Annotated in this window: 26 protein-coding genes and 1 pseudogene (1 of these 27 only partly in view); 18 read left to right on the top strand and 9 right to left on the bottom strand. The window is 67.4% G+C overall.

The window, feature by feature from the left end; all coding sequences use genetic code 11:
- The first annotated feature begins 8 nt into the window (after positions 1-8).
- From thpD to AC1VV3_RS14520, 9 genes and pseudogenes are all read left to right on the top strand, one after another.
- Positions 9-923, top strand: a complete 915-nt coding sequence (gene thpD / locus AC1VV3_RS14560) for an ectoine hydroxylase (RefSeq protein ID WP_482962631.1) — start codon at positions 9-11, stop codon at positions 921-923.
- A complete protein-coding gene (locus AC1VV3_RS14555) occupies positions 920-2,395 on the top strand; it encodes an aspartate kinase (protein WP_482962630.1) in 1,476 nt (491 codons plus the stop codon). The genes thpD and AC1VV3_RS14555 overlap by 4 nt, the downstream gene beginning before the upstream one ends.
- A gap of 14 nt (positions 2,396-2,409) precedes the next feature.
- Positions 2,410-3,645 carry an MFS transporter gene (locus AC1VV3_RS14550; protein WP_482962629.1) on the top strand — a complete coding sequence of 412 codons (1,236 nt, stop codon included), beginning with the start codon at positions 2,410-2,412 and terminating at the stop codon, positions 3,643-3,645.
- Positions 3,642-4,925 (top strand): MFS transporter, encoded by a 1,284-nt coding sequence (locus AC1VV3_RS14545; RefSeq protein ID WP_482962628.1) that lies wholly within the window; start codon positions 3,642-3,644, stop codon positions 4,923-4,925. The genes AC1VV3_RS14550 and AC1VV3_RS14545 overlap by 4 nt, the downstream gene beginning before the upstream one ends.
- 78 nt (positions 4,926-5,003) lie before the next feature.
- The gene (locus AC1VV3_RS14540; RefSeq protein WP_482963142.1) at positions 5,004-6,269 is read left to right on the top strand and encodes a mechanosensitive ion channel family protein; all 1,266 of its coding nucleotides are present in this window, start codon (positions 5,004-5,006) and stop codon (positions 6,267-6,269) included.
- 54 nt (positions 6,270-6,323) lie between these two features.
- On the top strand, positions 6,324-6,770 hold the full coding sequence (locus AC1VV3_RS14535) for a hypothetical protein (RefSeq protein WP_482962627.1): 447 nt from the start codon (positions 6,324-6,326) through the stop codon (positions 6,768-6,770).
- Entirely contained in the window at positions 6,746-7,216 is a 471-nt protein-coding gene (locus AC1VV3_RS14530) for a hypothetical protein (RefSeq protein ID WP_482962626.1), read from the top strand. Before AC1VV3_RS14535 ends, AC1VV3_RS14530 begins: the two co-directional genes overlap by 25 nt.
- Positions 7,217-7,377: 161 nt before the next feature.
- Positions 7,378-8,040, top strand: a pseudogene (locus AC1VV3_RS14525) (DUF389 domain-containing protein); the annotation flags it as partial.
- Positions 8,041-8,107: 67 nt separating this feature from the next.
- Positions 8,108-8,473 (top strand): hypothetical protein, encoded by a 366-nt coding sequence (locus tag AC1VV3_RS14520; RefSeq protein WP_482962625.1) that lies wholly within the window; start codon positions 8,108-8,110, stop codon positions 8,471-8,473.
- A gap of 10 nt (positions 8,474-8,483) precedes the next feature.
- Here the strand turns inward: AC1VV3_RS14520 and AC1VV3_RS14515 are convergent, their stop codons facing one another.
- Positions 8,484-9,365, bottom strand: a complete 882-nt coding sequence (locus AC1VV3_RS14515) for an AraC family transcriptional regulator (protein ID WP_482962624.1) — start codon at positions 9,363-9,365, stop codon at positions 8,484-8,486.
- Between the two features lie 249 nt (positions 9,366-9,614).
- On the opposite strand from AC1VV3_RS14515, the gene AC1VV3_RS14510 reads away from it, so the two are divergent.
- The 3 genes from AC1VV3_RS14510 to AC1VV3_RS14500 all read left to right on the top strand — a co-directional run bounded on the left by AC1VV3_RS14510 (position 9,615) and on the right by AC1VV3_RS14500 (position 12,583).
- Positions 9,615-10,511 (top strand): SMP-30/gluconolactonase/LRE family protein, encoded by an 897-nt coding sequence (locus tag AC1VV3_RS14510; protein ID WP_482962623.1) that lies wholly within the window; start codon positions 9,615-9,617, stop codon positions 10,509-10,511.
- Between the two features lie 191 nt (positions 10,512-10,702).
- Entirely contained in the window at positions 10,703-11,542 is an 840-nt protein-coding gene (locus tag AC1VV3_RS14505) for an SDR family oxidoreductase (protein WP_482962622.1), read from the top strand.
- A gap of 33 nt (positions 11,543-11,575) precedes the next feature.
- Positions 11,576-12,583 (top strand): alcohol dehydrogenase catalytic domain-containing protein, encoded by a 1,008-nt coding sequence (locus tag AC1VV3_RS14500; RefSeq protein WP_482962621.1) that lies wholly within the window; start codon positions 11,576-11,578, stop codon positions 12,581-12,583.
- A gap of 101 nt (positions 12,584-12,684) precedes the next feature.
- On the opposite strand, the gene AC1VV3_RS14495 is transcribed toward AC1VV3_RS14500, so the two are convergent.
- The 3 genes from AC1VV3_RS14495 to AC1VV3_RS14485 all read right to left on the bottom strand — a co-directional run bounded on the left by AC1VV3_RS14495 (position 12,685) and on the right by AC1VV3_RS14485 (position 15,838).
- The gene (locus tag AC1VV3_RS14495) at positions 12,685-13,314 is read right to left on the bottom strand and encodes a TetR/AcrR family transcriptional regulator (protein ID WP_482962620.1); all 630 of its coding nucleotides are present in this window, start codon (positions 13,312-13,314) and stop codon (positions 12,685-12,687) included.
- Between the two features lie 133 nt (positions 13,315-13,447).
- Positions 13,448-14,623: a hypothetical protein gene (locus tag AC1VV3_RS14490; RefSeq protein WP_482962619.1), complete on the bottom strand. Its 1,176-nt coding sequence runs from the start codon at positions 14,621-14,623 to the stop codon at positions 13,448-13,450.
- Between the two features lie 42 nt (positions 14,624-14,665).
- Entirely contained in the window at positions 14,666-15,838 is a 1,173-nt protein-coding gene (locus tag AC1VV3_RS14485) for a DUF1214 domain-containing protein (RefSeq protein WP_482962618.1), read from the bottom strand.
- Between the two features lie 305 nt (positions 15,839-16,143).
- On the opposite strand from AC1VV3_RS14485, the gene AC1VV3_RS14480 reads away from it, so the two are divergent.
- The 3 genes from AC1VV3_RS14480 (at position 16,144) to AC1VV3_RS14470 (ending at position 18,791) form a co-directional block, all read left to right on the top strand.
- Positions 16,144-17,337, top strand: a complete 1,194-nt coding sequence (locus AC1VV3_RS14480; RefSeq protein WP_482962617.1) for a sulfotransferase family protein — start codon at positions 16,144-16,146, stop codon at positions 17,335-17,337.
- 151 nt (positions 17,338-17,488) lie between these two features.
- The gene (locus tag AC1VV3_RS14475; RefSeq protein ID WP_166675362.1) at positions 17,489-17,911 is read left to right on the top strand and encodes a nuclear transport factor 2 family protein; all 423 of its coding nucleotides are present in this window, start codon (positions 17,489-17,491) and stop codon (positions 17,909-17,911) included.
- A gap of 13 nt (positions 17,912-17,924) precedes the next feature.
- A complete protein-coding gene (locus AC1VV3_RS14470; RefSeq protein ID WP_482962616.1) occupies positions 17,925-18,791 on the top strand; it encodes an SDR family NAD(P)-dependent oxidoreductase in 867 nt (288 codons plus the stop codon).
- Positions 18,792-18,839: 48 nt separating this feature from the next.
- Here the strand turns inward: AC1VV3_RS14470 and AC1VV3_RS14465 are convergent, their stop codons facing one another.
- The gene (locus AC1VV3_RS14465; RefSeq protein ID WP_132268953.1) at positions 18,840-19,394 is read right to left on the bottom strand and encodes a nuclear transport factor 2 family protein; all 555 of its coding nucleotides are present in this window, start codon (positions 19,392-19,394) and stop codon (positions 18,840-18,842) included.
- A gap of 140 nt (positions 19,395-19,534) precedes the next feature.
- Positions 19,535-20,344, bottom strand: coding sequence for a sugar phosphate isomerase/epimerase family protein (locus AC1VV3_RS14460; protein WP_482962615.1), 810 nt, complete (start codon positions 20,342-20,344; stop codon positions 19,535-19,537).
- Between the two features lie 301 nt (positions 20,345-20,645).
- Here AC1VV3_RS14460 and AC1VV3_RS14455 point away from each other — a divergent pair, with 301 nt between their 5' ends.
- Both AC1VV3_RS14455 and AC1VV3_RS14450 read left to right on the top strand, forming a co-directional pair.
- On the top strand, positions 20,646-21,713 hold the full coding sequence (locus tag AC1VV3_RS14455; RefSeq protein WP_482962614.1) for a Gfo/Idh/MocA family protein: 1,068 nt from the start codon (positions 20,646-20,648) through the stop codon (positions 21,711-21,713).
- A gap of 253 nt (positions 21,714-21,966) precedes the next feature.
- Positions 21,967-22,299, top strand: coding sequence for a hypothetical protein (locus AC1VV3_RS14450; RefSeq protein ID WP_482962613.1), 333 nt, complete (start codon positions 21,967-21,969; stop codon positions 22,297-22,299).
- A gap of 30 nt (positions 22,300-22,329) precedes the next feature.
- On the opposite strand, the gene AC1VV3_RS14445 is transcribed toward AC1VV3_RS14450, so the two are convergent.
- The 3 genes from AC1VV3_RS14445 to AC1VV3_RS14435 all read right to left on the bottom strand — a co-directional run bounded on the left by AC1VV3_RS14445 (position 22,330) and on the right by AC1VV3_RS14435 (position 25,559).
- The gene (locus AC1VV3_RS14445) at positions 22,330-23,469 is read right to left on the bottom strand and encodes a BamA/TamA family outer membrane protein (protein WP_482962612.1); all 1,140 of its coding nucleotides are present in this window, start codon (positions 23,467-23,469) and stop codon (positions 22,330-22,332) included.
- Between the two features lie 149 nt (positions 23,470-23,618).
- Complete coding sequence (locus tag AC1VV3_RS14440; RefSeq protein ID WP_482962611.1) at positions 23,619-24,761, bottom strand: MFS transporter; 1,143 nt, start codon at positions 24,759-24,761, stop codon at positions 23,619-23,621.
- A 15-nt stretch (positions 24,762-24,776) separates the two neighbouring features.
- A complete protein-coding gene (locus AC1VV3_RS14435; protein ID WP_482962610.1) occupies positions 24,777-25,559 on the bottom strand; it encodes a DeoR/GlpR family DNA-binding transcription regulator in 783 nt (260 codons plus the stop codon).
- Positions 25,560-25,860: 301 nt separating this feature from the next.
- Between AC1VV3_RS14435 and AC1VV3_RS14430 the strand changes: the two genes are divergently transcribed.
- On the top strand, positions 25,861-26,079 hold the 5' portion of the coding sequence (locus tag AC1VV3_RS14430) for an acyltransferase family protein (protein WP_482962609.1). Its footprint extends 948 nt past the window's final position; only the first 219 of its 1,167 coding nucleotides appear in the window; it begins with the start codon at positions 25,861-25,863; its stop codon lies beyond the right edge, outside the window.

The following is a 26,079-nucleotide window of genomic DNA, read 5'->3' as shown; positions in this document are numbered from 1 at the left end:
GCCAGACGATGCAGGATCATTATCCCACCCGCTGCGCTGCGCAGCCGCAGCTCTTTCCCCGCGGCGAACCCGTCGCGCGCCGCGAATGGCAGCCCGGCGCACCGCTCAGCGCCGAGCAGATCGCCCAGTTCGACCGTGACGGCTATCTGGTGCTGGAGGACGTGTTCTCCGAGGCCGAAATGGCCGCGCTCCAGGCCGAGACCGGCCGCCTCCTGGGCAACCCGGCGGGACTGAAGGACGAAACCGTCATCGCCGAGCCCGGCAGCCGCGAGATCCGCTCGATCTTCGAGATCCACGAGCAGAGCGAGACCATGGGCCGCCTGGCCGCCGACGCGCGGCTGGCCGGCGTCGCCAGCTACCTGCTGGACGACGAGGTCTACATCCACCAGTCGCGGCTGAACTACAAACCGGGGTTCAAGGGCAAGGAGTTCTACTGGCACTCCGACTTCGAGACCTGGCACGCCGAGGACGGCATGCCGCGCATGCGCGCGCTGTCGATGTCGGTGCTGCTGGCGGAAAACACGCCTCACAACGGCCCGCTGATGGTCATGCCCGGATCGCAGCACGTCTTCATCGCCTGCGTGGGCGAGACGCCGGAAGACCACTACCGCGCGTCGCTGCGCAAGCAGGAATACGGCGTGCCCGATGAAGATACGCTGGCCCAGCTGGCGCACCGCCAGGGCATCGTCTCGCCCACTGGCAAGCCGGGGACGGTCATCGTGTTCGACTGCAACACCATGCACGGGTCCAACGGCAACATCACGCCCTTCCCGCGCGCCAATGCCTTCCTGGTCTACAACGCCGTGAGCAACCGGCTCGAAGCGCCTTTCGCCGCCGCCACTCCGCGTCCGGACTTCATCGCCGCGCGCGAGGTGAAGACGATCATGCCGGTTTCCGGCATCCTCGAAGGAGAAGCCGCATGAACCGGACCCATTCCGTCGAGAAGATCGGCGGCACCTCGATGGCGGCCACCTCCACGGTGTTCGACAACGTGCTGGTCGCCGGCCGCAAGGGTGCAGACCTCTACAACCGGATCTTCGTGGTCTCGGCCTATGCCGGGATGACCGACCTGCTGCTGGAGCACAAGAAGTCGGGCGAGCCCGGCGTCCATGCCCATTTCATCCGCAACGAAGTGCCCGGCGCCTGGCGTTCCGCCCTGGCGGACGTGATGGGCGCGATGTGGGCCCGCAATGCCGAGATGTTCGCGCGCTCCGCCAGCCGGGAGGAAGCGGATGCCTTCGTGGCCATGCGCATCGCCGCGCTGGAAACCTGCCTGGACGATCTCGACCGCCTGCGCGCGCATGGTCGCTTCTGCCTGAAGGACCAGATGACCACCGTGCGCGAGATGCTGGCCGGCCTGGGCGAGGCGCATTCGGCGCACTCCACCGCGCTGATGCTGCGCGACCGGGGCGTGAACGCGGTCTTCGTCGACCTGACGCTCTGGGACCACGCGGACATGCGCAGCCTGGACGAGCGCATCGTCGAGGCCATGGCGCCGATCGACCTTGCCAGGCAGATGCCCATCGTCACCGGCTATGCGGGCTGCGAGGGCGGCATGGTGCGCCGCTATGCGCGCGGCTATTCGGAAATGACCTTCTCGCGCATCGCCGTGCTGACGCAGGCGCGCGAGGCGATCATCCACAAGGAGTTCCACCTTTCCAGCGCCGATCCGCGCCTGGTGGGCGAGACGGTGGCGCGCAAGATCGGGCGCACCAACTACGACGTGGCGGACCAGCTTGCCAACCTGGGCATGGAGGCCATCCACCCGCGGGCCGGGCGGGGCCTGCGCCAGTCCGGCATCCCGCTGCGGGTGCGCAACACGTTCGACCGGCACGACGGCGGCACGCTGATCTGCGGCGACTACGTTTCCGACCGTCCGCGCGTGGAGATCGTCACCGGGCTGGTCTCGGTCCAGGCGCTGCAGGTGTTCGAACAGGACATGGTCGGCGAGAAGGGCTACGACGCCGCGATCCTGGAGGCGCTGACCCGCCACGGGGCGTGGATCGTCAGCAAGAGCTCCAACGCCAACACCATCACGCACTACCTCTCGGGCACCAGCCCGGCGCAGATGGCCGCCATCGTCGCGGACATCGAGGCGCACTGGCCCGGCGCCGCCGTGACGGTGCAACCGGTGGCGATGGTCTCGGTGATCGGCAGCGACCTTGCGGAGCCGGGCCTGGTCCCGCGCGCGCTGATGGCGATGGCCGAGGCCGGGATCGGCATGGCCGCGATGCAGCACCAGATCCGCAATGTCGACGTGCAGTTCATCGTCGCGGTCGAGGCCTTCGACCAGGCGGTGCGGGTGCTGCACAAGGCGCTGGTCGAGGGCGGCGCCGCCGCCCCGATTGGCGGAACCCCGGAACCGGCCGGAACCCAGGAACTGGCTGCCGCCTGATCGCTTGATTGATCATGCTGAAAGCCATCCTCCCCGTGCGCAGCCTGCTGCTCGCCATCTTCGTGCTGATGGCGGGCGGCGGCTTCATGAACACGCTCGTCAGCGTGCGCCTGGAGCGCGGGGGGTCTGGCACCCTGGCGATCGGCCTGGTCGGCACCGCCTATTTCGCAGGACTGGTCGCAGGCTCCATGCGCGCGCCGTCGCTGCTGCGCCGCATCGGCCACATCCGCGCCTTCGCCGCTTTCGTGGCCGTGCTGAGCGCCAGCACGCTGGCTTATGCCATCCACCGCGACGTGCCGTTCTGGGGCCTGCTGCGCTTCACGGACGGAATCTGCCTGGCCGGCATCTACGTCTGCCTGGAAAGCTGGCTGAACGAACGGGCCGAAGGCGCGGGGCGCGGCAGCGTGCTGGCCGGCTACATGATCGCACTCTACGGCGGGCAGGCGATCGGGCAGTTCACGCTCAACCTCGGCGACGCGGCATCGACGATGCCGCTGATGGTGGGATCGATCCTGATCTCGCTCGCCGCCGTGCCCGTGGTGCTGACCCGCATCGCCGCACCCGCACCGGGGGAAGCCTCCTCGCTCTCGTTCCGCGAACTCTACGCGGTCTCGCCGCTGGGGATCGTCGGCGCTTTCCTGACCGGGATCATGCTCGGTGCCTTCTACGCGATGGGCGCGGTCTATGCCCGGCGCTCGGGGCTGGACCTTTCCGCGACCGCGCTGTTCATGAGCGTCGTCATCATGGGCGGCGTGGCGCTGCAATGGCCGCTGGGCCGCCTGTCCGACCGGATGGACCGGCGCATGGTGATCGTCATGGCCTTCGCCGGCACGCTGGCCGCCAGCCTGGCCATCGCCCTGACCGAGGGCAACCTGCCGCTGCTGACGTTCGGCGCGCTGTGGGGCGGCCTCAGCTTCGCGCTCTATCCGCTCTGCGTCGCCCATACCAACGACCACCTCTCGGCCGAGCAGCGCGTCGCCGCCAGCGGCGGGCTGGTGCTGCTCTATTCGCTGGGCGCCGCCATCGGCCCCTCGCTGGGAGCGCTGGCGATGACCCTGCTGGGAACGGCCGGGCTGTTCCTCTTCGTCGCCGCCTGCGCCGGCGCCGCGCTGGCATTCGGCCTGTGGCGACAGGTCCGCTCCGAGCCGGTCCCCGGCCATCTCCAGGAAACCTACGTCGTGCTGCCGCGCACCACGCCCATGTCCGCCGCGCTCGACCCGGTGGCCTCGGACGAAAGCACTCTTGAATGACCGACCAAACTTCGCCGGCCGTACTGCACCGCGCCATCGCCGCATCCGCGATCGGCAATGCCACCGAGTGGTTCGACTATGGCATCTATGCCTATGGCGTCAGCTATATCTCCGCCGCGCTGTTCCCCGGCGAGGCCGCCGAAGCGACGCTTTTCGCTCTGGCGACATTCGCGATCTCGTTCCTGGTGCGGCCGCTGGGCGGCTTCTTCTGGGGTCCGCTGGGCGACCGCTACGGCCGCAAGGCGGTGCTGGGCATCACCATCGTGATGATGGCGGCGGCCACGGTGGGCGTCGGCCTCATCCCCTCCTACGCGGCGATCGGCCTCTGGGCACCGGCGCTGCTGGTGGTGGTGCGCATGGTGCAGGGCTTTTCGACCGGCGGCGAATACGGCGGCGCGGCGATCTTCATGGCCGAGTATGCGCCCGACCGGAAGCGCGGCTTCTATGGCAGCTTCCTGGAAGTCGGCACGCTGGCGGGCTTCTGCGGCGGCGCCCTGCTGATGCTGGGCTTCTCGCTGCTGCTGGGCGATGCCGCCATGCGCGACTGGGCCTGGCGCCTGCCGTTCCTGCTGGCAGGACCGCTGGGTTTCGTAGGCGTCTACTTGCGGGCAAGCATGGAGGAGACGCGGCTGTTCCGCGAAGTGGAAGAGAGCGGCCAGAACGCATCCGCCACGCCGCTGCGTGACCTGATGCGCCGCCACCGCCGCCCGCTGCTGGCGATGAGCGGGCTGGTGATCGCGCTCAACGTGGTGAACTACACCCTGCTCAGCTACATGCCGACATATCTGGAGCGCCGGCTGGGCCTTTCGACCGACGCCGCGCTGGCCGTGCCCATCGCCGGCATGCTGTTCATGATGGTGCTGCTTCCCTTCGCGGGCGCCCTGTCGGACCGGGTGGGGCGCAAGCCGATGTGGATGGCCTCGCTGATCGGGCTGATGCTGGCGGTGGTGCCGCTCTATCACTTCATGGATACCGGCCTTGCCAGCGCGGTGATCGGCTATGCCCTGCTGGGGCTGCTCTACGTGCCGCAACTGGCGACGATTTCGGCGACGTTCCCCGCCTTCTTCCCCACCCCGGTGCGCTTTGCCGGTTTCGCCATCGCCTACAACCTCTCGACCTCGCTGTTCGGCGGCACCGCTCCCGCGGCGAACGCCTGGCTGATCGACCGGACCGGCGATCCGCTCACCCCCGCCTACGTGATGATCGCCGCCTGTCTCGTCGGGCTGGTGGCGCTGTATTATACCCAGGAAACCGCCGGCAAGCCGCTGCGCGCCGTCTGACTGCCTAACCGAGGATTCCCTTTGAAAACCGATGCTTTCGCCGCCCTGGCTGCCCCCGGAGCAAGCGGGCCCTGGGCCATGGCGCCCTGGGCCTCCGAGCCCTGGATGCACACCGGAATCGCCCTGCTGCTCCTGGCCGCCGCCGCTTGGCTGGCCAACTGGATCGCCAAGCGCATCGTCCTGAGCGGCATGATGCGCCTGCTGCGGCGCACGCCTTTCGATGTCGAGGCGGGGCATATCGGCGCCATCGTCGCGCGCCTGTCGAACATCCTGCCCGCCGTGATCGTGCAGGGCGGGATCGGCACGGTGCCCGGCCTGCCGCCCGCGCTGGTCGGCTTCGTGCACAGCCTTTGCGCGGCCGTGGTGATCCTGACGCTCGCCCTGGCCCTGTCCGGCGCGCTGACCCTGGCCAACGACGTGTACCAACGCCGCCCGGAAGCCGGGCACCGGCCGATCAAGGGCTATGTCCAGGTGGCCAAGCTGCTGGTCTACGGCGCCGCCGCGATCCTGGTGCTGGCCGCGCTGATGGACCAGTCTCCGCTGCTGCTGCTGTCCGGGCTGGGCGCCATGGCGGCCGTGCTGCTGCTGGTGTTCAAGGACACCATCCTCTCGCTGGTCGCATCGGTGCAGATCACCTCCAACGACATGGTCCGCGTGGGCGACTGGATCGAGATGCCCAAGCTCGACGCCAATGGCGACGTGATCGACATCGCGCTGCACACGGTGAAGATCCAGAACTTCGACAAGACCATCACCACCGTGCCGACTCACCGGCTCATCACCGAGAGCTTCCGCAACTGGCGCGGCATGTCGGAATCGGGCGGGCGGCGCATCATGCGCTCGCTGATGATCGACCAGAACAGCGTGCGCTTCCTGACGGCCGGGGAACTGGAGGCGCTCTCGCGCTTCACCCTGCTGCGCCAGTACCTGGCGGAGCGCCGCGGCGAAGTGAACCGCTGGAACCAGGACCACGCGCAAGGCGAGATCCTGGACATGCGCCGCCTGACCAATATCGGCACTTTCCGCGCCTATGTGCACGCCTACCTGACCGCGCACCCGGACATCGCGAAGGACAAGACCCTGCTGGTGCGCCAGCTCGAACCCGGCGAATACGGCCTGCCGCTGCAGATCTACGCTTTCGCCTCCACTACGGCCTGGGCCCAGTACGAAAGCATCCAGGCCGATATTCTCGACCACCTGATCGCGATCATCCCGGAGTTCGACCTCCGCGTTTTCCAGCGGCCCACCGGTCTCGACCTGTCAGGCGCGGTCGCGCGGTCGGCATCCTCGCCGGACGCCGTCCTGCCCCCCGCTCCCTCCCTTCCCGTTCAGGACCCTGCGTGACATGAAGGCCGCCTTGCCCATACCTGCCGCCCGCTCCTTTCCGCAGTCTCCGCCGTGGCGGCCGCTGCCCTGCTTGCCCTGACGCCCCCACCCGCCGCCGCGCAAACCAGGCCAAATGCTGCGCAGGCAGGACTTGCTGCTGCGCAGGCGGGACTCTCTGCTGCGCAGGCAGGGCCAACCGATGCCGACGTGGTCTCGCTCGCGAAACGGGCGGATATGGTCGTCAGGGCGCAAGTCGCCGGCGTGACGCGCGTGAGCACCGCAAGCCAGCGCATCCCCGCGCCCGGCCATGCCCGCTATTATGTCGAGGCCACAACCGGCGCGCTGCTGTTTGGCGCCTCGCCGATCGGCGGATCACTGCGCTATCTGGTGGACCTGCCCCAAGACGGCCCCGCGCACGGCCCCGCAAACGGCGTCATGACCGGAATGGGACCGGCGGAACTGCCCGGCCGCGATGTCATCCTGTTCCCTCCCCGGTGCCGGGCCGCCCCGAGGACCTGAAACTGATCGCCCCCACCGCCCAGATCCTCTGGAGCCCGGACGAGGAAGTGCGCCTGCGCGCCGTTTTGCGCAGCCGGGTCGCCCGCAATGCGCCCAGCAATGTCACGCGGGTGCGGGAAATGCTCTACGTGCCCGGCAACCTCGCCGGGCAGGGACGCACGCAGATCTTCCTCGATACCGAGGGCGGGCGCAGCGCCTCGATCACGGTCCGCCATGAACCGGGCCAGGCGCCCGCCTGGGGCGTCTCGTTCTCCGCGGTGGTGGCGACGGCGGGCCGTCCGCCCGCGCGCGGCACGCTCGAATGGTACAGCCTGGCCTGCTTCCTGCCGCCTGCCCCGGCCGAGCGGGCCAATATTTCCGCCACCTACGAGGGCAAGATGCAGGCCCTCACCGACTACCGCATGGTGCTTGCCGCACTGGGCAGCTGCCCGCGCACCATGTCCTGAGCGCCGGCTTGCGCGGAACGGCGAGAGGGCCGATTTCGTGCCGGGCGGAAACCGAAGGGCGCGCGGCGGGTTGTTGCCGGACCGCGGATCGGGCCGGACTGCAGACAAGGAGGTAACGGGGGGTGGAACAGGCAGCAAGGGCGGAGAGCCCAAACAGCGCCATGCAGGACCGGTTCGAGCAGATCGCGCCCTATCGCTGGTGGCGGCGATCGGTCGTCGGGCGGGTCGATCACGAGAGCGTGATGGCGCGCATCACCGAGGATTCCGGGTGGTCGCCGCGCTATGCCTTCATGGTGATGATGTCCGCGGGCATCGCCGTGCTCGGCCTGCTGCTCTCGTCGCCGGCCGTGGTCATCGGCGCCATGCTGATCTCGCCGCTGATGAGCCCGATCCTGGGGCTGGGCTTCAGCCTGGCGCTGTTCGGTTTCTCCGAGATGCGCCGCTCGCTTACCGCCCTGGCGGTGGGCGCGGTGGCGGCGGCGATCTTCACCGCGCTGATCGTGGCCCTCTCCCCGCTGCAGGCGCCGACCAGCGAGATCATCGCCCGCACCCAGCCCAACCTGTTCGACTTGGCGGTGGCGCTGTTCGCGGCCCTGGCGGGGACTTTCGCGATCATCCGCGGGCGCGGCGACACGATCGTCGGCGTCGCCATCGCCACGGCCCTGATGCCGCCGCTCGCAGTGGTCGGCTTCGGTCTGGCGACATGGAACATGCCCGTGCTGGGCGGCGCTTTCGCCCTGTTCGTCACCAACTTCGTGACCATTGCCCTCTCCGCCACGGCCATGGCGCGCTTCTACGGGTTCGGCCACCACCTCACCAGCCGACCTTGCAGGCATCACCATTTCCGACGATGAGCCCGCGACCGTCAGCGAAAGGCTCAAACGCCTTTTCGTGCCTTCCAGCAAGGCGCAGATCGTCCGGCAACTGGCGGAGCGCGGCACCCCCGCGCTGCGATCCGTCTGCGCAGCCATGCTGGCGGAAGGCTGGGCCGACAGCCATGTCACCGAGGGTGAGGGGCAGCCCGCGCTCACCATCACGTTCGGGCCGGAGAGCCGGTTCGTCTACAGCTTGGGCACCCGGTCGCACCCCCTGCCCGCCTATACCGCGCTGGAAGCCTCGGAAGGCCGCCGCAGCCTGACCTGGATGCTGACGGGGCAGGTCGCCACCGAGCGCCACCGCGACCTTACCGGCCTTACCGAACAGCAGATCGTGAATGACGTGCTGACCCAGCTCGAACGATGGCGGCCTGCCGCCTGAACCGCGCGCGCTATTTCAGCGGCAGGAACAGCTCCGCCACCGCTTCGTGCTCCGGCACTTCCGGGAAGAAGCGCAGGCGCTGGCAATAGAGCGGGAAGTCGCGGACTTCCTCGCCGCTGCCGGGAAGCCAGTCGCGATAGAGAAAGAGCGCCGCCGGCTCCAGGTTATCCGTCTGGCCGACCTGCCGCAGCACCGCGCAGCGGCCGCCGGGGATCTCGCCGATCCGCACCGCCTCGCCATCGGCCGCGACCGGCCCCTCGATGCCCGCGCAAAGGTCGATGCCATAATCGGCCGGTGCGGCGGGGCGGCGCTCCGACCGCCAGATATTGAATGTCGCGCTTCTGGAGGGATGCAGACCGGCGCGGCGGCGCCAGGCGATGAAGCGCTGGATGGTGCCTCCCAACCCGGCCGGGTCGCCCCGGTGCTCCATGATCGCCACCAACTGCTTCGGCACCTCGCGGATAACGACGTCTTCCTGCGTGAATGTCCTGTGCATGAACTTGCTCCTGGCTGTGTCGAGAGGCTCGAAGGCCGAGAGCCACGGCGCCCAATCGGGGCTCTTGCGGAACGAGGAGGGCGATTGCCCGAACCTATGCCGAAACGCGCGGGCGAAGGCGTCCGGCGCCTCGTAACCGGCATCCAGTGCTATGTCGGTCACGCTCTGCCCCTCGCGATAGGCCAGCCGGTGCGAGGCGCGCTTCATGCGGGCCAGCTGGACATAGCGATGGACGGAGATCCCGAACATGGCCGTGAACTGTCGGTGGAAGTGGAACTTCGAAAAGGCAGCCACGCGGCTCACCGTTTCGAGGTCCAGCGCCTTGTCGAGGTGCCGGTCGATATGGTCCAGCGCCCGCAGCATCCGGGCATGGTAGGTATCGAGCGCCGCCTTCATCGTTCCTTCCTCCGTGACGCTCTCCGTTAGCCACGGATCGCGGACACCTGCTCGACCGATCTTGCGCTTCGGCATGGATCGGCGGCGGGATTCGGGCAAGTGCCACCAGGCGTCCCCACCCTCCCCCCAGCGCGCTGATCCGCTTGGTCCCCGCCGGCCTGCCTCCGCCTTGACAGGATATGGCGCGGCCAACATCCTGTCCGGCGGGAAGACAGGGCGGATGAAACGGCTGGCGGGAGGAGGCAATCGATGCAGGCGGCAATCGAGGCATTCGACAGGATAGCGGCGGGGACCTACATCGAGGGCCTCGCGATCGACCATCTGCGCGACATCGTCTGGTACAGCGACGTCATTGCCGGCGGCATCCACGGCGTGAAGCCCGACGGCACCCGGGTCGCGTCCTTCAACCCCGATCGGCGGTGGACCGGCGGCGTGACGATGAACGCCGATGGCGCAGTGCTCTCCACCGGCGAGGGCGGCATCATGTGGAACGACCCCGAAACCGGGCGATCGGGCTGGCTGCTGCGCGAAATCGACGGCCAGCCGATCAACGGCATCAACGAGATGGCGCCGGACGGCCGGGGCGGGCTGTTCTTCGGCACGCTCGACATCGTCAGCGTCATCAAGGGCGAACCCGCGCGGCCGACGGCGATCCATCGCATGACCGCTTCCGGCGAAGTCATCCAGGTCGCCGGGGACATCGGCTTCACCAATGGCCTGATGTTCGATGCCGGACGCCGGCGCCTCTACTGCAACGACACGTTCCGGGGCACCTGGGCCTTCGACGTGGCGGACGACCTCACCGTGTCCAACCGGCGCATGATCCTCGACAAGGCGGATGCCGACGGCATGGCCCTCGACGCCGATCACAACCTCTGGATCACGGGCTTCCGCTCGAATGCCCTCACCCGCCTCGCGCCGGACGGTACCCGGCTGGCGGACTGTCCCACTCCGGGCGGCGCCATCACCCAGGTGCGCTTCGGCGGCGCCGACATGCGCGACGTTTACGTCAATTCCGTGCCCGTCGATGGCGGCGATACCCTGAAGGAAGCGGGCAAGATCACTGCCCGGAACTCCTTTCTCTATCGCGGTCGTTCAGGCACGCCGGGTCTCAAGCTGGACCCGCCGCGCTTCAGGCTGGACTGAGCGTTTCGGGCGGGGCGCCGCGACTGTCGGCGGGCATCGCCGCAGCGGTTTCAGGGCCCTTGGCAAGCTGCGAAACAGGATAGTGCTCGCTATCCACCTTCTGCACGGCGTGTCGGGGTGATAGGTCACGACACAAGGCGAGCCCGGCTCCAGCAGTGCGATCGGACCGGACCATGGCGAAGGGATTGAGCATGCAGAACCTCGACGGGCTGGGATATCGGGACAGGACAGTCGTGGTCACCGGCGGGTCGTCCGGCATGGGCGAGCAAGTCGCGCGCATCCTCGGCGAACTCGGCGCCAAAGTGCACATCGTGGACATCCAGCCGCCCAAAGTGCCGCACCTCAGCTTCCGGCAGTGCGATCTCTCCGACTTCGACCAGGTCCGCGCCGCCGCCGCCGCGCTGGCGGAAGCGCCGATAGACTTCGTGTTCCCCTGCGCCGGCCTGCCGCCGCACATGAAGGGGCCGATGTATTGCATGCGGGTCAACTACATAGGCACGCGTCTGTTCGTGGAAGAATTGCTGCCCTCGGTCCGCGACGGCGGCGGGATCGCGCTGATATCTTCCGATGCGGCGATGGGCTGGCAGGGCAACCTCGCCCAGTCACTGGAAATGCTGGCGATTTCCGACCCGGACGAAGCCTATGCCTGGTGCGAGGCCGATCCCGATGCCCGCGTCCGCGACGGCTATACCAGTTCGAAGGAGATGCTGGTGGTCTGGGTGGCCAACAAGGCGGTCGAATACGGCAATGCCCGGCGCATCCGCTTCAATGCGATCGGCCTTTGTCCCACCCGCACCGCCTTCATGGACGAGCAGGAAAAGCTGCTGCCGGAAGGCTTTCTCGACGCCTGGCCCTATCCCTCGCTGGGGCGCATGGCCACGGCGGAAGATCAGGCCTGGCCGCTGGTCCTGCTCAACAGTCCGCTCAACGGCGCGGTTACCGGCAGCTTCCTCTACACCGACCAGGGCTTCGCCAGCGGCGTGTTCACCGGCGCCATCAACCCCGCCTTCATGAAAGGCGAGGTCGCCTGACGCGATCGCGGTGACAACCATGGAGACGCATTCGTGAAAGCGGCCATCTATCCCGGGCAGGGCCAGCCTGTCGTCATCGAGACACTGCCCGATCCGGAGCCCGCGCCCGGCGAAGTGCTGATCAGGGTCAGCCGCTGCGGCATCTGCGGCACGGACCTGTCGATGACCAAGGGCGCCGGCTGGGATTTCGGCGCGGGTTCGCAGTTCGGCCATGAATATGCCGGCGAAGTCGTCGCGCTCGGCGCGGGCGTCTCCACCCTGGCGATCGGAGACCGCATCGCCGTGCTGCCCTCGGTCGCCTGCGGGGAGTGCCCGGGCTGCGCGCATCAGAACAACGTGCTGTGCCAGGCCTCGCCCGGCAGCGCGATGCATGGCTTTGCCGAACTGGCGCGGGTGCCGGCTGCCGTGGCCACCCGGCTACCGTCCGTCCTCACGCTCACCGACGGCGCCCTGATCGAACCGATGGCGATCAGCCTCTACGGCGTGAAACACGCGCGGATCCAGCCCGGCGACAAGGTCGTGGTGCTGGGCGGCGGCACCGTGGCGCTTTACGCGATCTACTGGGCGCGGCGTCTTGGCGCGGGCAGGATCGTCGTCATGTCCCGTTCCGCCCGCCGCGCCGACCTGGCGCTGCAGATGGGCGCCGACCGCTTCATTCCCTATGGAAACGACGAAATGGGCGAAGTGAGGGAAGCGCTCGGCGGCGTGCCGGAGGTCGTGTTCGAATGCGTGGGCGCGGAAGGGATGCTGGGCAAGGCGATCCTGCATGCCGGGCCGTTCGGCCGGGTCGTCTCGCTGGGCTTCTGCACCTCGCCCGATCCGGTGATACCCGCCCTCGCCTCCTACAAGTGCGTGAACGTGCAGTTCCTGGTCGGCTATTCGATGAAGGAATTCCTCTACATCGCCGACCAGATGGACAAGGGCCACGTCGACCCCAAGGCGATCGTCACCAGCACCGTGCCGCTGACGGCCCTGCCCGAGACGATGGCGATGCTGCGCGGCCCGAACGAGGAAACCAAAGTCCACGTCACGATGACGTGACAGGATGGCGTGACAGGACGGCGTGACAGGACGGCGTGGACAGCTTGGCGTGGGACCGGACCCGATCCGGTCCGCATCCCACCCCCCATCGACGCCCAGGGCTACGCGGGGTCCGCGTAGATCCCGTCCATCACGAAGCGCGTGGTCGCCGCGCGCAGGGTCTCATCGTCGGCCATGCCTTCGGGATAGAGCCAGTCCTTGAACAGCACGCAGCCCAGCAGCGAGGCGAAGCTGATGCGGACCATCAGTTCGGGCGGCAGCTTGTCCGTGCCCCCGGTACGACCGCGCACCACTTCGGCGCCGCGCGCGAAATAGTCGTGCAGGGCATCGACCGCGGCCATGCCCTGCACTTCGCTGCTCTTGCCGGTTTCCGCCATGATGAGCGAGAGGAACATGCGCTGGTGCTCGGCGATGAAGTCCTGCAACTCGGCGATGTAGGTCTTGGCCTGCGCTTCCAGCGGTGCATCGCCGCTGGCGGCGGAGACGTTCGACATGAAGGTCTGGAGGTGGCTGTCCAACGGGCGCTGGATCGCTTCGCGGAACAACTCGGCCTTGGAGCTGAAGTAGCGAAAAATCTGCGTCTCGGTCGTATTGGCGCGCGCCGCGATGGCCGCCGTGGTGGCGCCCGAGAAACCATAGCGCGAATACTCCGCTTCCGCGGCGCGGAGAATTTCCTCCCGAACTTGTGCGGGAGCGCGCCTTTGCCGCGGCCTGTCGTTCTGCCTGTCCAAACTCTGCTCCGCCAAACACCGCCTCACTTGCGGCCGTCCTATAGCGCCGCCACGGCTTTGGCCACTCCCGGCGCCAAAGCGCGGTTTCACCAGCGCCGGCGGCGCTGGCCACTCTCGGCGCCAAGGCGCGGTGTTACCAGCGCCGGCGGCGCTGGCAGGCCCGCACGCGCCGGGCGATCTCTTCGCGCCGCTCCGCGGGGGTGACATGGGGCGTGTCTTCGGGAAGGTGATCGCGCAGCTCGGCCAGCTTGACGCGCCGGATCGTCGGCGTCGGCTCCGCGCTGCAATCGTACCAGCGGCCATAGATGCCGCCTTCGGTGTAGCCGGCCGGGTCCAGCCAGTTGGGCACGCCGGGGTCGGTCAGCGCGATCACCGCCCGAAACCGTCCGTCCGACGAGAGCCTGGCCATGGCGCCATTGGTGCTGGACAGCCGATAGACATATTCCAGCGCATTGAAGAGCGGGTCGTTGAGCTGGATGTTCCAGTAGGGCGCCCGTTCGGGAATCTCGGTCTCGATGATCAGCGCCTCGTCTTCCGCGAGCTGGAAGCAGGCCGGCCAGTAGACCTGCTTGACCAGCGCGCCGGGCATGCGGACCGGCTCGAAGACGTTGAAGCCCGCGCGGTCCTTCACGCCGTTCTGCATGGGGTAGTAGAGGTTCGTCTTGCGCGCCGGAAAGCGCGCCATCTCGCCGATCCGCGCCAGGATATCCTCGGGCGAGAGCCGGGGCTTGGGCGGAACCGGGTCCAGACATTCGATCGAGAGCTGCGGATCGGTCTCGTTCTCCCAGTCATACATCCGGTAGCGCAAGTACATGCCCCGCGCCTCCGGATCGATCGGCGCCCAGTGCCCGGCATGGCGTTCCGGCCGCACCGCGCTGAACCGGATCTCGAAATCCTCGCCCAGCCCGATGCCCAGATCGTCGCAATCCACCTCATTATGGCCATTGGGCCGGGACATCTCGTCGACAGTGCCCGAAAGCGCCTTCTGCGTGGTGAACGAGAGGATGCGGCAGGTCCCGCGATTGCCCGAGACCCGGTAGCGCAAGTCCCCCCGGATCGGGCTCTGCACATAGATATCGTCCGGGTTGGGCTGAAGCGTGAAGACCGGGTTCCACAGTGGCGCCCAGTCGGGATGCTCGGCATCGGCGTGGAAATACATGAAATAGGCATAGGACAGGCTGGTCATCGTCTGGCGGTAGACATCGGCGCGATAGGCCGGGTCTTCAGGCCGCCAGCTCATCGCCAGATTGTCCACCGCCTGTTCGAGATCGCCCAGGTAATCCAGGATCGAGGTTGTCTTGGTGGCCACAATGCGTCTCCAGTCGGAATGGTCGGTCTCGGGGGAAGGGCCTTACCAGCGGCGCCGGCGCTGGGCGGCGCGCACGCGGCTGCGCAGGGCCTGCTCCCTCTCGGCGGGCGAAACCGTGGCCGTGCCAGGCGGCAGGTGCGCCTTCAGATCGGCCAGCTTGACAGTCGTGATGGTGGGGATCGGCAGGCTGGAGCAATCGTACCAGCGCCCGTAAAGCGTTCCCTCGGTATAGCCCGCAGGGTCCAGCCAGTTGTGCACGCCGGGATCGGTCAGCGCGATGACGATGCGAAGCCTGCCGTCGCCGTCGATGATCGCGGTCGATCCATTGAGGCTGCTCTGCCGGTAGACATATTCGACCGCGTTGAACAAAGGGTCATTTAGCTGGATGTTCCAGTAGCGCGCGACCGCCGGCATCTCGGTCTCGACGATCAGCGCCTCGTCCTCCTCGAAAGAGAACACCGCGGGCCAGTAGAGCTGCTTGTCGAGGCCGGGCAGCCGCACCGGATGGATCCTGTTCTGGCCGACCGCCTCCAGGATCTCGTTCTGCATCGTGTAGAACAGCCGGTTCTGGTTGCGGGGAACCGCGGCCTGACGGCCCAGGCGCGCGGCGATTGCTTCGGGCGAGAGACGCGGCTTCATCGGCACTTGGTCCAGGCATTCGATGGTGAGCTGCGGATCGACCTCGCAGCTCCAGTCGATCATGCGATAGCGTACGAAGATGCAGTCGGCCCCGTTCTTCAGCTGCGACCAGTCGCCCTCGTATCCCTCGGGCCGCACAGCGCTGAACACGATGTCGATCCGCCCGTCGGGGCCGACGGTGAAGTCCGAATCGTCGAAACTGCTGGCCGCGCCATATTCACCCACCGTTTCGAGCGTGCCGGGAATCCCGCGCTGGGTCACGAAGATCAGCTTGCTCACGGTGCCCCTGTCGCCGCTGACGCGGTAGGTCAGGTCATCGCGCAGCGGGCTGAAGAGGTAGATATCGTCGGGATTGGGCTGGCACAGGAACACCGGGTTGTAGAGCGGGCTCCAGTCCGGATGCTCGGCATCGGCGTTGAAATGGACAAAATAGCCGTAGGACAGGTTCATCAGCGCCTGCCGGCAGACTTCCGCCCGATAGGCCGGGTCTTCCGGGTGCCAGGTGTTCGCCAGCTCCGCGGCCGCTTCTTCGAGAGGGGCCAGGTAGCTGGCGAGCGGTTCTATTGAAGGACCCATACGATATCCTCACCCATTCCCTCCGCGCCCGCCCGGGGGTCTTCGCGGCATGGATTTCTGCTGAAAGCGTCCGGTTGTCCGGTCCCGTCGAGTGCGGCCGTCCCGGCACCGCGTCGGGCCGGGCATTGCGCCGAGGAAAGCATGCACTGTCATAGTGCGGCGCCGCAAGCCCTCTGGCAGGAGCAGCCCCGCCACATCGCAGGCAGGATATCGGCCCGGCCAAGCTAGATAGTCTTGACTGTCTTGAATCGCCGATCGAACATGGTGCCTCGCGCAAGAACGGCCGCGGGCGAGGATGATTTCGAATGGACCTGACGTACGATCCCCCCAGCGCATTCCGCCATGCGGGCGATGCCCTGCACGAACTCGTCGCCGCGGAGATCGGCAGCAGCGACTTCGGCCCGGACGATTATCGCCCCGGGCTGAACGCCTACCTTCATGCCATGGACTACGACCCCCGCTTTCACGAACAGGGACGGCGCGCGGCCTGGGGCCAGATCGTGGCCATCCTGCGCGGCCGGGCACATGCCTATCGTGCGATGAAACAGCATCCCGGTTTCGACCGCCATCCGGTGGTGAGCCCGGTCGTCATCACCGGCGTTCCGCGCACCGGCACCACGGCGCTGCACCGCCTGATGGCCGTGGATCCCCGCTTCCAGGGGCTTCAGACCTGGCTGATCGATTCCCCGATGCCTCGCCCGCCGATCGAGACCTGGGCCGACTATCCGCAGTTCCGCAAGACCATGGCCGGCATCGATGCCCAGCACGCCGCCGCGCCCGATCACCAGGCCGCCCATTTCCGCGCGGCCGAGGAAGTCCACGAATGCTGCATGATCCTGTGGCACGGCTTCACCTCGAACATCCTGGCCTGCGCCGGGCCCTCTGCGCAGACTTACGACGCCTGGTGGCGAAGCCAGTCCGAAGCGGCCTCCTACGATTACTTCCGCGCCTGCGTGCAGCTGATCGGCAGCAACGAGCCGCATCGCCGGTGGCTGCTCAAGAACCCGGGGCATATCGAGAACCTCGACCTGCTGCTTGCGGTGTTCCCCGATGCGAAGATCATCCAGACGCACCGCGATCCCGGCAAGGCGATCCCCTCGCTCGTGTCGCTCATGGCGAACCTTCACCCGCTCTTCGAGGAAGGCCGCCGACAGGAGCGGTCGGAAAACATGCTGATCCGCGAAGTGGCCAAGTGGTCCGAGGCGGTCGAGAAGGCCCAGCGGGTTCGCAGCCGCTTTCCCGGGCAGGTCCTCGATGTCGTCCATGCCGACTTCCATGCCGATCCGATGGCCGTCCTCGAACGCATCTACGCCTTCATCGACATGGACATTCCCGAAACCCTCCGGCCGGGGCTGGCGAAGCGGATTGCGGAAAAACCCGAACTCGCGCGCGGGACGCACAAGTATGACATCACCGATTTCGGCATGACCGCGGACCAGGCCCGGGAGCCGTTCCGCGACTATATCCAGCGCTACGATCTCCTGGAAAAGGCCCGCTGACGGCGCCGCCAGCCGCCGCCTGAAAGGTCCGGTCCCGGCCTCTGGCATCGCCCCTGCGCGCTCTGGGATGCCCGCATTGACAAGCCCCGCCGCCCGCTCGCAAATCGGCGGACACCGCGCAGGCCGGGGCGGGAACGGGAGAACGCAGGACATGTCCGATAGCAGGATCGAAGACCGGCTGCTCATCCGCGAAGTCTACGGGCGCTATGCCATGGCCGTCGTCCGCCAGGACGGCGCCGACTGGCTGGACTGCTGGTCCGCGGACGCCACCTGGAAAACGCCCCAGTTCGAAGTTGCCGGCCATGCCGCGCTGGAGCAGATGTGGACCGCGACCTGGACCGATTTCCGCAGCGTCACGCCTTTCAACGAGATCGGCCCGATCGCCTTCACGCAGGACGGCGCCAGCGTGCTCTCCACCGTGCTGGAGACCATCGCGCTGAAATCCGGAAGCGGCATGACGATGACCGGCCTCTATACCGACCGCCTCGTGCGGGAGGGCGGCGAATGGCGCTTTGCCTACCGCGCTTATACCCCCATCGGGCAGCCAGCCTCGCTGGCCGGTCGCGCGGCCTGAGGGAGAACGGCACATGACAGAGCGGACCATCGCCATCGTCACCGGCGCCAGCAGGGGTGCCGGACGCGGGATTGCCATTGCGCTGGGCAGCCACGGATGCACCGTCTACGTCACCGGCCGGTCGGAACGGCAGGGCGATCATGCCCTGCCCGGCACCATCTACGAAACCGGCGAGGCGGTGACGCGCGCCGGGGGCAAGGGCATCGCGGTGCGCTGCGATCATGGCGACGACACCCAGGTGGAAGCGCTGTTCGATCAGGTCCTGGCGGACGAAGGCCGGATCGATATTCTCGTCAACAATGCCGCCGCCGTCTATGACGAGCTGTCCATGCCCGGGCAGTTCTGGGAAAAGCCGCGCAAACTTGCCGACATGATCGATGTCGGGATACGCAGCAGCTACGTGGCGAGCTGGCTGGCGGCGCCGGGCATGGCCGCGAAGGACCATGGGCTGATCGTCTTCACCTCGGCCTCGGGCGCCGCGCATTACGCGATGGGGCCTGCCTATGGCGCGCACAAGGCCGGGATCGACAAGATGGCCTTCGACATGGCGGTGGACTTCAAGGCGGCCGGTACCCGCGTCGCGGCCCTGTCGATCTGGATGGGGGCTTTGGCGACCGACAGATTGCTGGCCATGATCGCCGCCGATCCGGAAAAGTACGGCTATCTTCGCGGCCAGATCGAAACGCCGGAATTTACCGGCCATGTGATCTGGGCGCTCTATAACGATCCCGAATTGGCCGCGCTCAACGGCGAAACCGTGATCGGGGCGGAAATGGCCGTGCGATACGGGCTGACCGACGAGGGCGGCCGCCAGCCGCCGTCATACCGCGATACCCACAAGGTGGCGCCGCACCGCCACCACCCCCTGATTATCCGCTGATTTCCGGCAGGAGGGCAGCCTGGCCAGCCCCCTTTACCGGTGCGCGCCTCACCAGCGCGTACCCGCCGCGCCCACTGCGACCGGGCGGTCGTAGGAAAGATCGTCCCGGTCGCGCCGTCCCTTGAGAAAGCCCTTCACGGCCGGGGTCTGCAACCACGAGGCATCGCCCTGCATCGCGGCCTCCACCGTCGAGCGACGCCACAGGATCCGCCACTCGCCGTCCCGCCGCTCCATCTGATCCATGTAGCGACCCGCCGCCATCGTGCAGGTCAGGCCGTCGTGCGAAAGCAGGGTGCCGATGACGTAAGTCTCGCAATAGGCGGTGTCGCCGTCGATCTCGCAGGAATGGTTGGCCAGGTTGTGCTGGTTCATCGCGAACATCGCGGCATGCCCGCGATTGGCCTTCGCGGGATATTCCGTTGCGGGCAGCGGCACGGGGCCGTGTTCGTCCGCACCCTCGGGCCAGTAGCAACTTGCCGTCAGCGCCTCGTCGTGGCGGTCCCGCCCCCGCGATTCGCGGACGATGACATCGAGGATCTCCTGCCGGTCCCTGATATGCTGCACGCTGCGCCTGAGGGCCGCGACTTCGCTTTCCAGATCCATTGCCGGCACCTCTCCACTGTTGAACGGATGTTTAGCGCAGCGGTGCGCGCAGGGTCAATTTCCGCCCGCCGGACATCGGCCCAAGCGCAGCCTTGGTACGCAACCATCGCTTGGGCGTTGAAGGATTTGCCGGCCGCTCCTCATGCAAGAAGCCGGCGTGCCGCCGCCAGGCAGTGCGCCATTCTGGCATCGAGGGAGACGCCGGCAGCGCCTGCCGATCGTTGCGGTACCTCGACCCCCACCACCCGGTCCGTGGGAAGCTGTGCGAGCGCCTCTGCCAGCGGGAATTCGCCTTCCCCGGGGACGGCCCGCTCGCACACGGCTTCTTCCATGTAGTCCGCGATGACCGGCGCGAAGGGCGCATCGCATAGCTGGATATAGCCGATCGCCTGCGGGTCGATTGCAGCAATGTCCTGCGTTTGCCCGCCGGTGCGGAAGAAATGCATCATGTCGAACGTGAGCCGGCAATCCCTGCGGCCGACATGGCGGATCGCGCGCATCGCCGTCTCCAAGTCGCGGATCGGGAGGATGGGGACGAATTCGATCAGGGTTTCGATGGCGAAGGAACCGGCCATTTCGCTCAACCGGCCAAGCTGGTCGAATGTCCGCGCAAGGTCGGCATCGAGGCTCACCACATTGATCCTGGGAATCCCCAGTTCGGCCATGATTTCGAGGTCCCCGGCGTAGAGATCCCGAACATCGCGGCCGGGCAGCACGGCGATGCCTTCCCCGGAGGCAATCGTGACGCCGGTGTCGGTCATCGCCGCCAGCAGGTCCCGCCGCAGCGCCGCGTCGCTGCGCAGCGAGAAATGCGGGTGGCCCTCCAGACTCTCGCGGAACGGTTCCAGCACGGTGCTGACATGCTGATAGCCGAGCCGCGCCGCCAGTTGCACGGACTCGACGGGAGGCAGGCCGAAGGTGCTGACGAACTCAAGACTTACCGGCCGCATCCTGGTCCCGATCGAGCGTGCGGAGCGGACTGCCCGGCGCCGCTGCGGAGGTGAAAGGCAGGCGCCGCTCCATGAGAGCGCCGACTGCCTTGGCGGCCTTCCGGGGTGGCGGCGAAACAGGCCGAGGTAAAGCGCCCTGACCGCGGCAAGGGAGACATCGCACCGGCGAATAGCGCCGCGAGCGCGGTGGATCCGGCTTGCCCGGCATCGACAGTGCGCACTTTCTTGTGAACAATCGGCGGAGGAAATGCGCCGCTGGCGTCAAGACTACGGAGCCTGCCCGCTCCGCGGAGAATCGTGGATGAAGACCATCCCAGCCATCGTCGTCGGCACCGGTTTCGGCTGCCGCATCCATGTTCCGGCCTTGCGCGCCGCTGGGTTCGAGGTCGCCGCACTGGTCGGGCGGAACGAGGAAAGGCTCGCCCGCAAGGCCGCCGACAGCGGGGTTCCCGCCTGGTTCACCGATCTCGACGAAGCGATCACCGCCACCGGCGCGGAAGTGGTGACGATCGCCACCACGCCCGACACGCATGCAAGCCTGGCCCACCGGGCCATCGCCCGCGGATGCCATGTCCTTTGCGAAAAGCCCTTCGCCTTGAATGCGGCCGAAGGCGCCGCCCTTCTGGACGCCGCGGACGAACGGCAGGTCGTGCACATGGTCTCGCACGAATTCCGCTGGCTGCCTGAGCGGGCGCTGTTCGGCCAGGCCATCCGGGACGGCCTGATCGGCGAGCCGCGCTTCCTGGTCATGGACCAGTTCATTCCATTTTGCGCGGATCCTGCCGCCCGGCTCCCGCGCTGGTGGTTCGACGCGGAGGCCGGTGGCGGCTGGCTGGGCGCCGGGGGCTCCCATCTGATCGACCAGGTCCGCGCCTGGCTGGGCGACATCCACGCCCTGAGCGCGAACCTCCTGACCGTGTCCGACCGAAAGGACGTGGCCGAGGATTCCTACTCGGTGCGCTTCGTGACGAAGAGCGGTGTCGAAGGTTCGATGCAGCAATCGGCGGGCGCCTGGGGCCAACCGGCGAGCCTCTGCCGTTGCGCGGGATCGAAAGGCACCGTCTGGATCGATGGCGGCAAGGTGTTTCTGGCCGACAGCGCCGGCACCCGCCAGCTTGAAGTGCCCCCCGAACTGGCGCTACCGCAGGCTCCGGCCCCGTCCGATCCCGCCGCCTCCGGTCGCGGCCCGCCGTTCGAACTGGCGCCTTTCACCCGTCTCGCCGAAGCGCTGAAAGCGCGGATCACCGGCCAGGCCCAAGCGAGCGGCGTGGCGGCGCCGACGTTCCGCGACGGCCTGGAATGCATGCGGATCATGGACGCCATGCGCGCGTCCGCAGCGCAAGGCGGCGCCTTGCAAACGCTGGCGTGACCACGCGCGCGGTTAGGCGGGGTGGGGCTTCGTCCGCCCGGATAGCGGTGGAAACCCCTAGAATGTTCGGCAAACAGGGCTGCTAGGGTTGGGGCCGCCAATCCTATGGACGGTTCCGAAACATGCGCAGCGCAGCAGTTCCTTTCGCTCTCCTCCTGATGCTCGCCGGCACGCCCGCATGGGCCGACGAGGCCTATGTCGAATTCACGGGCGGCGTGAACTGAACGACGAAGAAACCGATGCCATCACCGGCGTGGCCCTGGGCTACGATGTCGATCTGAACGAGACCTTCTTCGTCGGCGTCGAAGGTACGGCCGAGAAGCTGCTGACGGACGGCACCCGCGTCGCCTGGGGTATCGGCGGCCGCGCCGGAGCGGAAGTCCTGCCGCAAAGCAAAGTCTTCGTGGGCCTGAACTGGCAGTCCAAGGATTGCCGGGACTGCGGCAATGCCGTCGGGCTCGGAACCGGCTGGGAGCAGAACCTGACCGAAAAGCTCTATGCCAAAGTGGAATTCAAGCACCTCTCCGTGGGCAATGGCGAACCGAACGCCAATGTGGGGATCCTGGGTCTCGGCGTGATGTTCTGACGCCATCTGGCGGGCGTCGCGGGCCAGGCGCTAGAAGGCCTCGGCAATGCCGAGATAGACGGCCTGCGAATCCTTCCCCACCGCAAGGTCGAGCCGAAGGTTGATGTTGGTGGCCCGCGAAGGCTGAAACCGCAGCCCGACGCCCCCGGCCGGCAGGAAATCGGTCCTGCCAAGCTGCGCAAGGCTGGGAGCGATCCCGCCGATCCCGCCGAATGCCACCATCCCCACGCGGCCGAACAAGTGCCGCCGCCATTCCGCCTGAAGTGCCCAGCTCATGCCGTCGCGGTAGCGCCCGGCCTTGTACCCCCTGAGATCGTTCTTCTGCCCATAGAGGCACAAGTCGAAGTAAGGCAGATCGCCCGCGGCATCGCAGAGACCGGCATGGAACGCCCAGACCGTCCTGGTGCCCGAGGGAACGTAGACGCTGGCGCCCGCCGTGAATTTCCCGCCCTTGTAATCGCTGCCCAGCGCCTTGATCCCCCAGAGCCATTCGGCATGCAGGAATGCGCCTTGCCGCGGGTTCAGGCTGTCGTCGCGCCGGTCGTATGTCACGGCGGGGCCGAACTGGACGAGGGTACTGTTGCGCTGGTCCTGGCGAATGGCCAGATCCGGAAAGGCCGGGTCCGCATCCCGCGGGTTCACTTTCACATGCATGGCCAGGGCGCGCACGCCGGCATAGAGCCCGGGCAGCACCCGCATCTGGGGCTGCAGCCGCAGCGCGACGGTCTTCTCGTCCAGTTGGGCGGCAACGTCCCGGTCTCCGGCAGCGTCGCCGGTTCCGTAGTAGTCCGTGACGAGCTTGCCGGCACCGACGGCGGCGGTGAAGCGAAAGCGGTCGTCTGCCAGCGACATGCTGTGGAAGCCGCCCAGCAGCCAGTTGTCGTTGTTGGTCTTCATCGCCGCGGCGCCGCTGATCCAGGGCGAAGGCGCGCCGTTCGGATTGTAGAACACCACGCCGGCCACGACGAGGCCGACGCCCAGCACCGGGCTGGTGATGGGCAAGGGCACGGCCAGCACGTCCTTGTCCCCTTTCTTCCCAATGCCGGCCCTGGCAGCCTCGGCCACCGCGGTCGCCTGCTCGTCGATCTCGTCCATCTGGTCGTTCGGACCGGCGGCGATGGCGGTCCCGGTCGCAAGAGTGAGCCCCATGGGCAGGACCAGCGCCGTCATCCAGAGCCGCCCCCACGGCTCCCGGCTACCGCAGGACGCGCCGCCGGGTGAGCCGGACAAGGAAGCAGGCGGGGCCATTTCGCTTTCGAGAATGGCTATATTCCCGGGTCGCCGGAATGGGCACTTACCCCGAGTTCAGGGCCGCCCGATCAGGACCCGCGCGCAGCCGGGCCAGTGGCAAGGCCGGCGCAGAGCGGCACCAGCAGCAGCATCGCCGCAAGGATCCAGAAGGCGTTCGGCAGTCCGATGCCTTGCGCCACGAAGCCTACGGCGGCCGGGCCGACCAGGATACCGGCATAGCCCACCATTGTGACCGAGGCGATGGCCAGGCCCGACGGCATCGCCTTCTGCGCCCCGGCCAGTCGGAACAGCACCGGCACCGTGTTCGATGCGCCAAGACCGATCAGCAGGAAGCCCGCGAAAGCAAGCGGCGCGACCGGCGCTGTCAGCAGCACGACATAGCCGGCAATGGCGAGCAGTCCGCCCCAGAACATGGTGCGCCGATCGCCAAGCCGCGCCACCACGGGATCGCCGGTCAGGCGGCCGAACGTCATCGCTACGGCAAAGACACTATAGCCGATGCCCGCCTGCGCTGCCGGCATCAGCCCCTTGCCGCTCAGCAGGAGCGCGCCCCAATCGAGGATCGCGCCCTCGGTCAGGAAAGTGAGCGCGGCCAGCAGAGAAAGCAGGACGACGATGCCGCGCGGCACGACAAGGAGCGGTGCCTCCTGCGCGCGGGGCGTCGCGATGAATCGGGGCGCCGCCAGGATCAGCGCCGCGATCATGAGCGCCGCGGCGACGATCGCGCCGGTCACGGCCGCCAGTCCGGCCGAAAGCGCAAGCGTCATCATCGATGCGCCGACAAAGCCGCCCACACTGAAGAGTCCGTGGAAACCCGACATGAGCGGACGATCGGCGCGCTTCTCGACTTCCACCGCGTGTACGTTCATGCCCACTTCGATCACGCCAAGAAAACCCCCGAACAGCAGCAAGGCCAGCGCCATCGATCCGACGCCGGGCGCGTAGGCCAGGAAAGGCAGCAGCACCGCCTGCCCCACTCCGCCGACGATTACCGCCGGACGAGCGCCCATGCGCGAGGTCAGCGGGCCGGCAAGTTGCATGGCGGCGACCGAACCCAGTCCCAGGCACAGGAGCAGCAGCCCCAACGTGCCATCGCTCACGCCAAGGCGCGCCTTCGCCAGCGGGACCAGTGGGGCCCAGCAGGCAAGGCCGAAGCCGGCCACGAGAAAGGCAGCACGGGTCGCGAACCGGGAGCCGGCATCGTGTGTCATGATCGGTGATTTCCGTTAGTTCGCCTGCGGGGCCGCAGCGCGCAGGATTTTTGCACCGGCCCGCTCAAGCTCGGCAACCTGGGAGGAGGGGGCGTCGTGGGACAGCACGATGTGGTCGATGCTGTCCAGATCGGCAACCGTGAACGGCGCCGTTGCGGTCAGCTTGTCGTTCGAAACAAGCACGACCGTGCACCGGCTTCGCCCGACAAGCGCGCGCTTGAATGCCGCATCGGCCGCGTCGAAAGCGCTGGCGCCGCGCTCCGCAGAGACCGCGCAGGCCCCAAGCAGGCAGAGATCGATGTTCAGACGCGACAAGGCTTCGATGGCCGTGCCGTCGACGCAGCCGCCGATCGCCAGGTCCACGCCGCCGCCGAGCAGGACGAAGGGCACGTCCTGGCGCGTCGCCAGCCTTGCCGCCGCATGGACGGAATTGGTCGCGACCGAAAGTTCGGCATCGTCCGGCAGGAACTCCGCGGCCAGCACATTCGTGCTGCCATTGTCGATGAAAACGAAGCTTCCCGGCGATATGAGCGTCATCGCCGCGCTGGCCAGAGCGCGCTTCTCTTCCGAGTCCTCGCTCAAACGCGCTGCGATCGGGGTGCTGCCCGCGCCTATGGGCACGGCGCCGCCATAGACCCGCCGACATGTGCCCTGCGCCGCCAGCGCCCGCAGATCGCGCCGCACCGCATCTTCGGAAACCGCGAATTCGCTGGCAAGCGCCGTACTGCTGACCGCTTCCCCGGCCAGAAGCCGGGACGCGATCAGTTCGCGCCGGGCGGAGGGAATCTCTTTCGTCATAGGCGCCGCCTACAGGATCGACTGGCGCAAAACCAGCACAAACGAGAACAGAACATGCAATAACGTGCAGCTCGATTCGCCAGCCTGCCTCTGCCCGCAGAATCGCGAAGCCGCACTTACGGAGCGCTATGGCCGCTTGCATCTATCCATCAGCGGCCCGAATGCCGGCCATTGCAGGGGCTTGGCGCTTCATACCCAACCGCGCGCGGATCGCGGATCGGGCTGAAAAAGGCTCTTGTGATTTAACGGTAAATCACCCAGTCCGACCGCAACAAGAAAAGCGACTGCGGGAGCGGACAAGTTGGATCGATTGGCAAGGCCACGGCTTACGGCAACACCGGAAGCCCGGCATGAGGCGCAAAACGCACCCAGGCTCGACCGCACAGCTACCGGCAAGGCGCATTTCGAAGTTCTGGACGGATTGCGCGGCACCGCGGCGATCCTGGTGGTCCTGTTCCATATCCAGGGTATCACCGTTGCGTGGGAGGGCGCGCGCATCATCCTGCACCACGCCATCCTC

The organism is Novosphingobium sp. BL-S-34 (assembly GCF_056857015.1).
The sequence above is the reverse complement of the archived record's forward strand: the minus strand, read 5'-3'. Positions and strand labels throughout refer to the sequence as shown.

What these genes read in the sequence shown, in the direction of transcription:
- thpD (WP_482962631.1), top strand. Translation starts at nt 9, where the DNA reads ATGCAGGATCATTATCCCACCCGCTGCGCTGCGCAGCCGCAGCTCTTT.
- AC1VV3_RS14555 (WP_482962630.1), top strand. Translation starts at nt 920, where the DNA reads ATGAACCGGACCCATTCCGTCGAGAAGATCGGCGGCACCTCGATGGCG.
- AC1VV3_RS14550 (WP_482962629.1), top strand. Translation starts at nt 2,410, where the DNA reads ATGCTGAAAGCCATCCTCCCCGTGCGCAGCCTGCTGCTCGCCATCTTC.
- AC1VV3_RS14545 (WP_482962628.1), top strand. Translation starts at nt 3,642, where the DNA reads ATGACCGACCAAACTTCGCCGGCCGTACTGCACCGCGCCATCGCCGCA.
- AC1VV3_RS14540 (WP_482963142.1), top strand. Translation starts at nt 5,004, where the DNA reads ATGGCGCCCTGGGCCTCCGAGCCCTGGATGCACACCGGAATCGCCCTG.
- AC1VV3_RS14515 (WP_482962624.1), bottom strand. Translation starts at nt 9,365, where the DNA reads ATGAAGGCGGCGCTCGATACCTACCATGCCCGGATGCTGCGGGCGCTG.
- AC1VV3_RS14510 (WP_482962623.1), top strand. Translation starts at nt 9,615, where the DNA reads ATGCAGGCGGCAATCGAGGCATTCGACAGGATAGCGGCGGGGACCTAC.
- AC1VV3_RS14505 (WP_482962622.1), top strand. Translation starts at nt 10,703, where the DNA reads ATGCAGAACCTCGACGGGCTGGGATATCGGGACAGGACAGTCGTGGTC.
- AC1VV3_RS14485 (WP_482962618.1), bottom strand. Translation starts at nt 15,838, where the DNA reads ATGGGTCCTTCAATAGAACCGCTCGCCAGCTACCTGGCCCCTCTCGAA.
- AC1VV3_RS14480 (WP_482962617.1), top strand. Translation starts at nt 16,144, where the DNA reads ATGGACCTGACGTACGATCCCCCCAGCGCATTCCGCCATGCGGGCGAT.
- AC1VV3_RS14475 (WP_166675362.1), top strand. Translation starts at nt 17,489, where the DNA reads ATGTCCGATAGCAGGATCGAAGACCGGCTGCTCATCCGCGAAGTCTAC.
- AC1VV3_RS14470 (WP_482962616.1), top strand. Translation starts at nt 17,925, where the DNA reads ATGACAGAGCGGACCATCGCCATCGTCACCGGCGCCAGCAGGGGTGCC.
- AC1VV3_RS14465 (WP_132268953.1), bottom strand. Translation starts at nt 19,394, where the DNA reads ATGGATCTGGAAAGCGAAGTCGCGGCCCTCAGGCGCAGCGTGCAGCAT.
- AC1VV3_RS14460 (WP_482962615.1), bottom strand. Translation starts at nt 20,344, where the DNA reads ATGCGGCCGGTAAGTCTTGAGTTCGTCAGCACCTTCGGCCTGCCTCCC.
- AC1VV3_RS14455 (WP_482962614.1), top strand. Translation starts at nt 20,646, where the DNA reads ATGAAGACCATCCCAGCCATCGTCGTCGGCACCGGTTTCGGCTGCCGC.
- AC1VV3_RS14445 (WP_482962612.1), bottom strand. Translation starts at nt 23,469, where the DNA reads ATGACGGCGCTGGTCCTGCCCATGGGGCTCACTCTTGCGACCGGGACC.
- AC1VV3_RS14440 (WP_482962611.1), bottom strand. Translation starts at nt 24,761, where the DNA reads ATGACACACGATGCCGGCTCCCGGTTCGCGACCCGTGCTGCCTTTCTC.
- AC1VV3_RS14435 (WP_482962610.1), bottom strand. Translation starts at nt 25,559, where the DNA reads ATGACGAAAGAGATTCCCTCCGCCCGGCGCGAACTGATCGCGTCCCGG.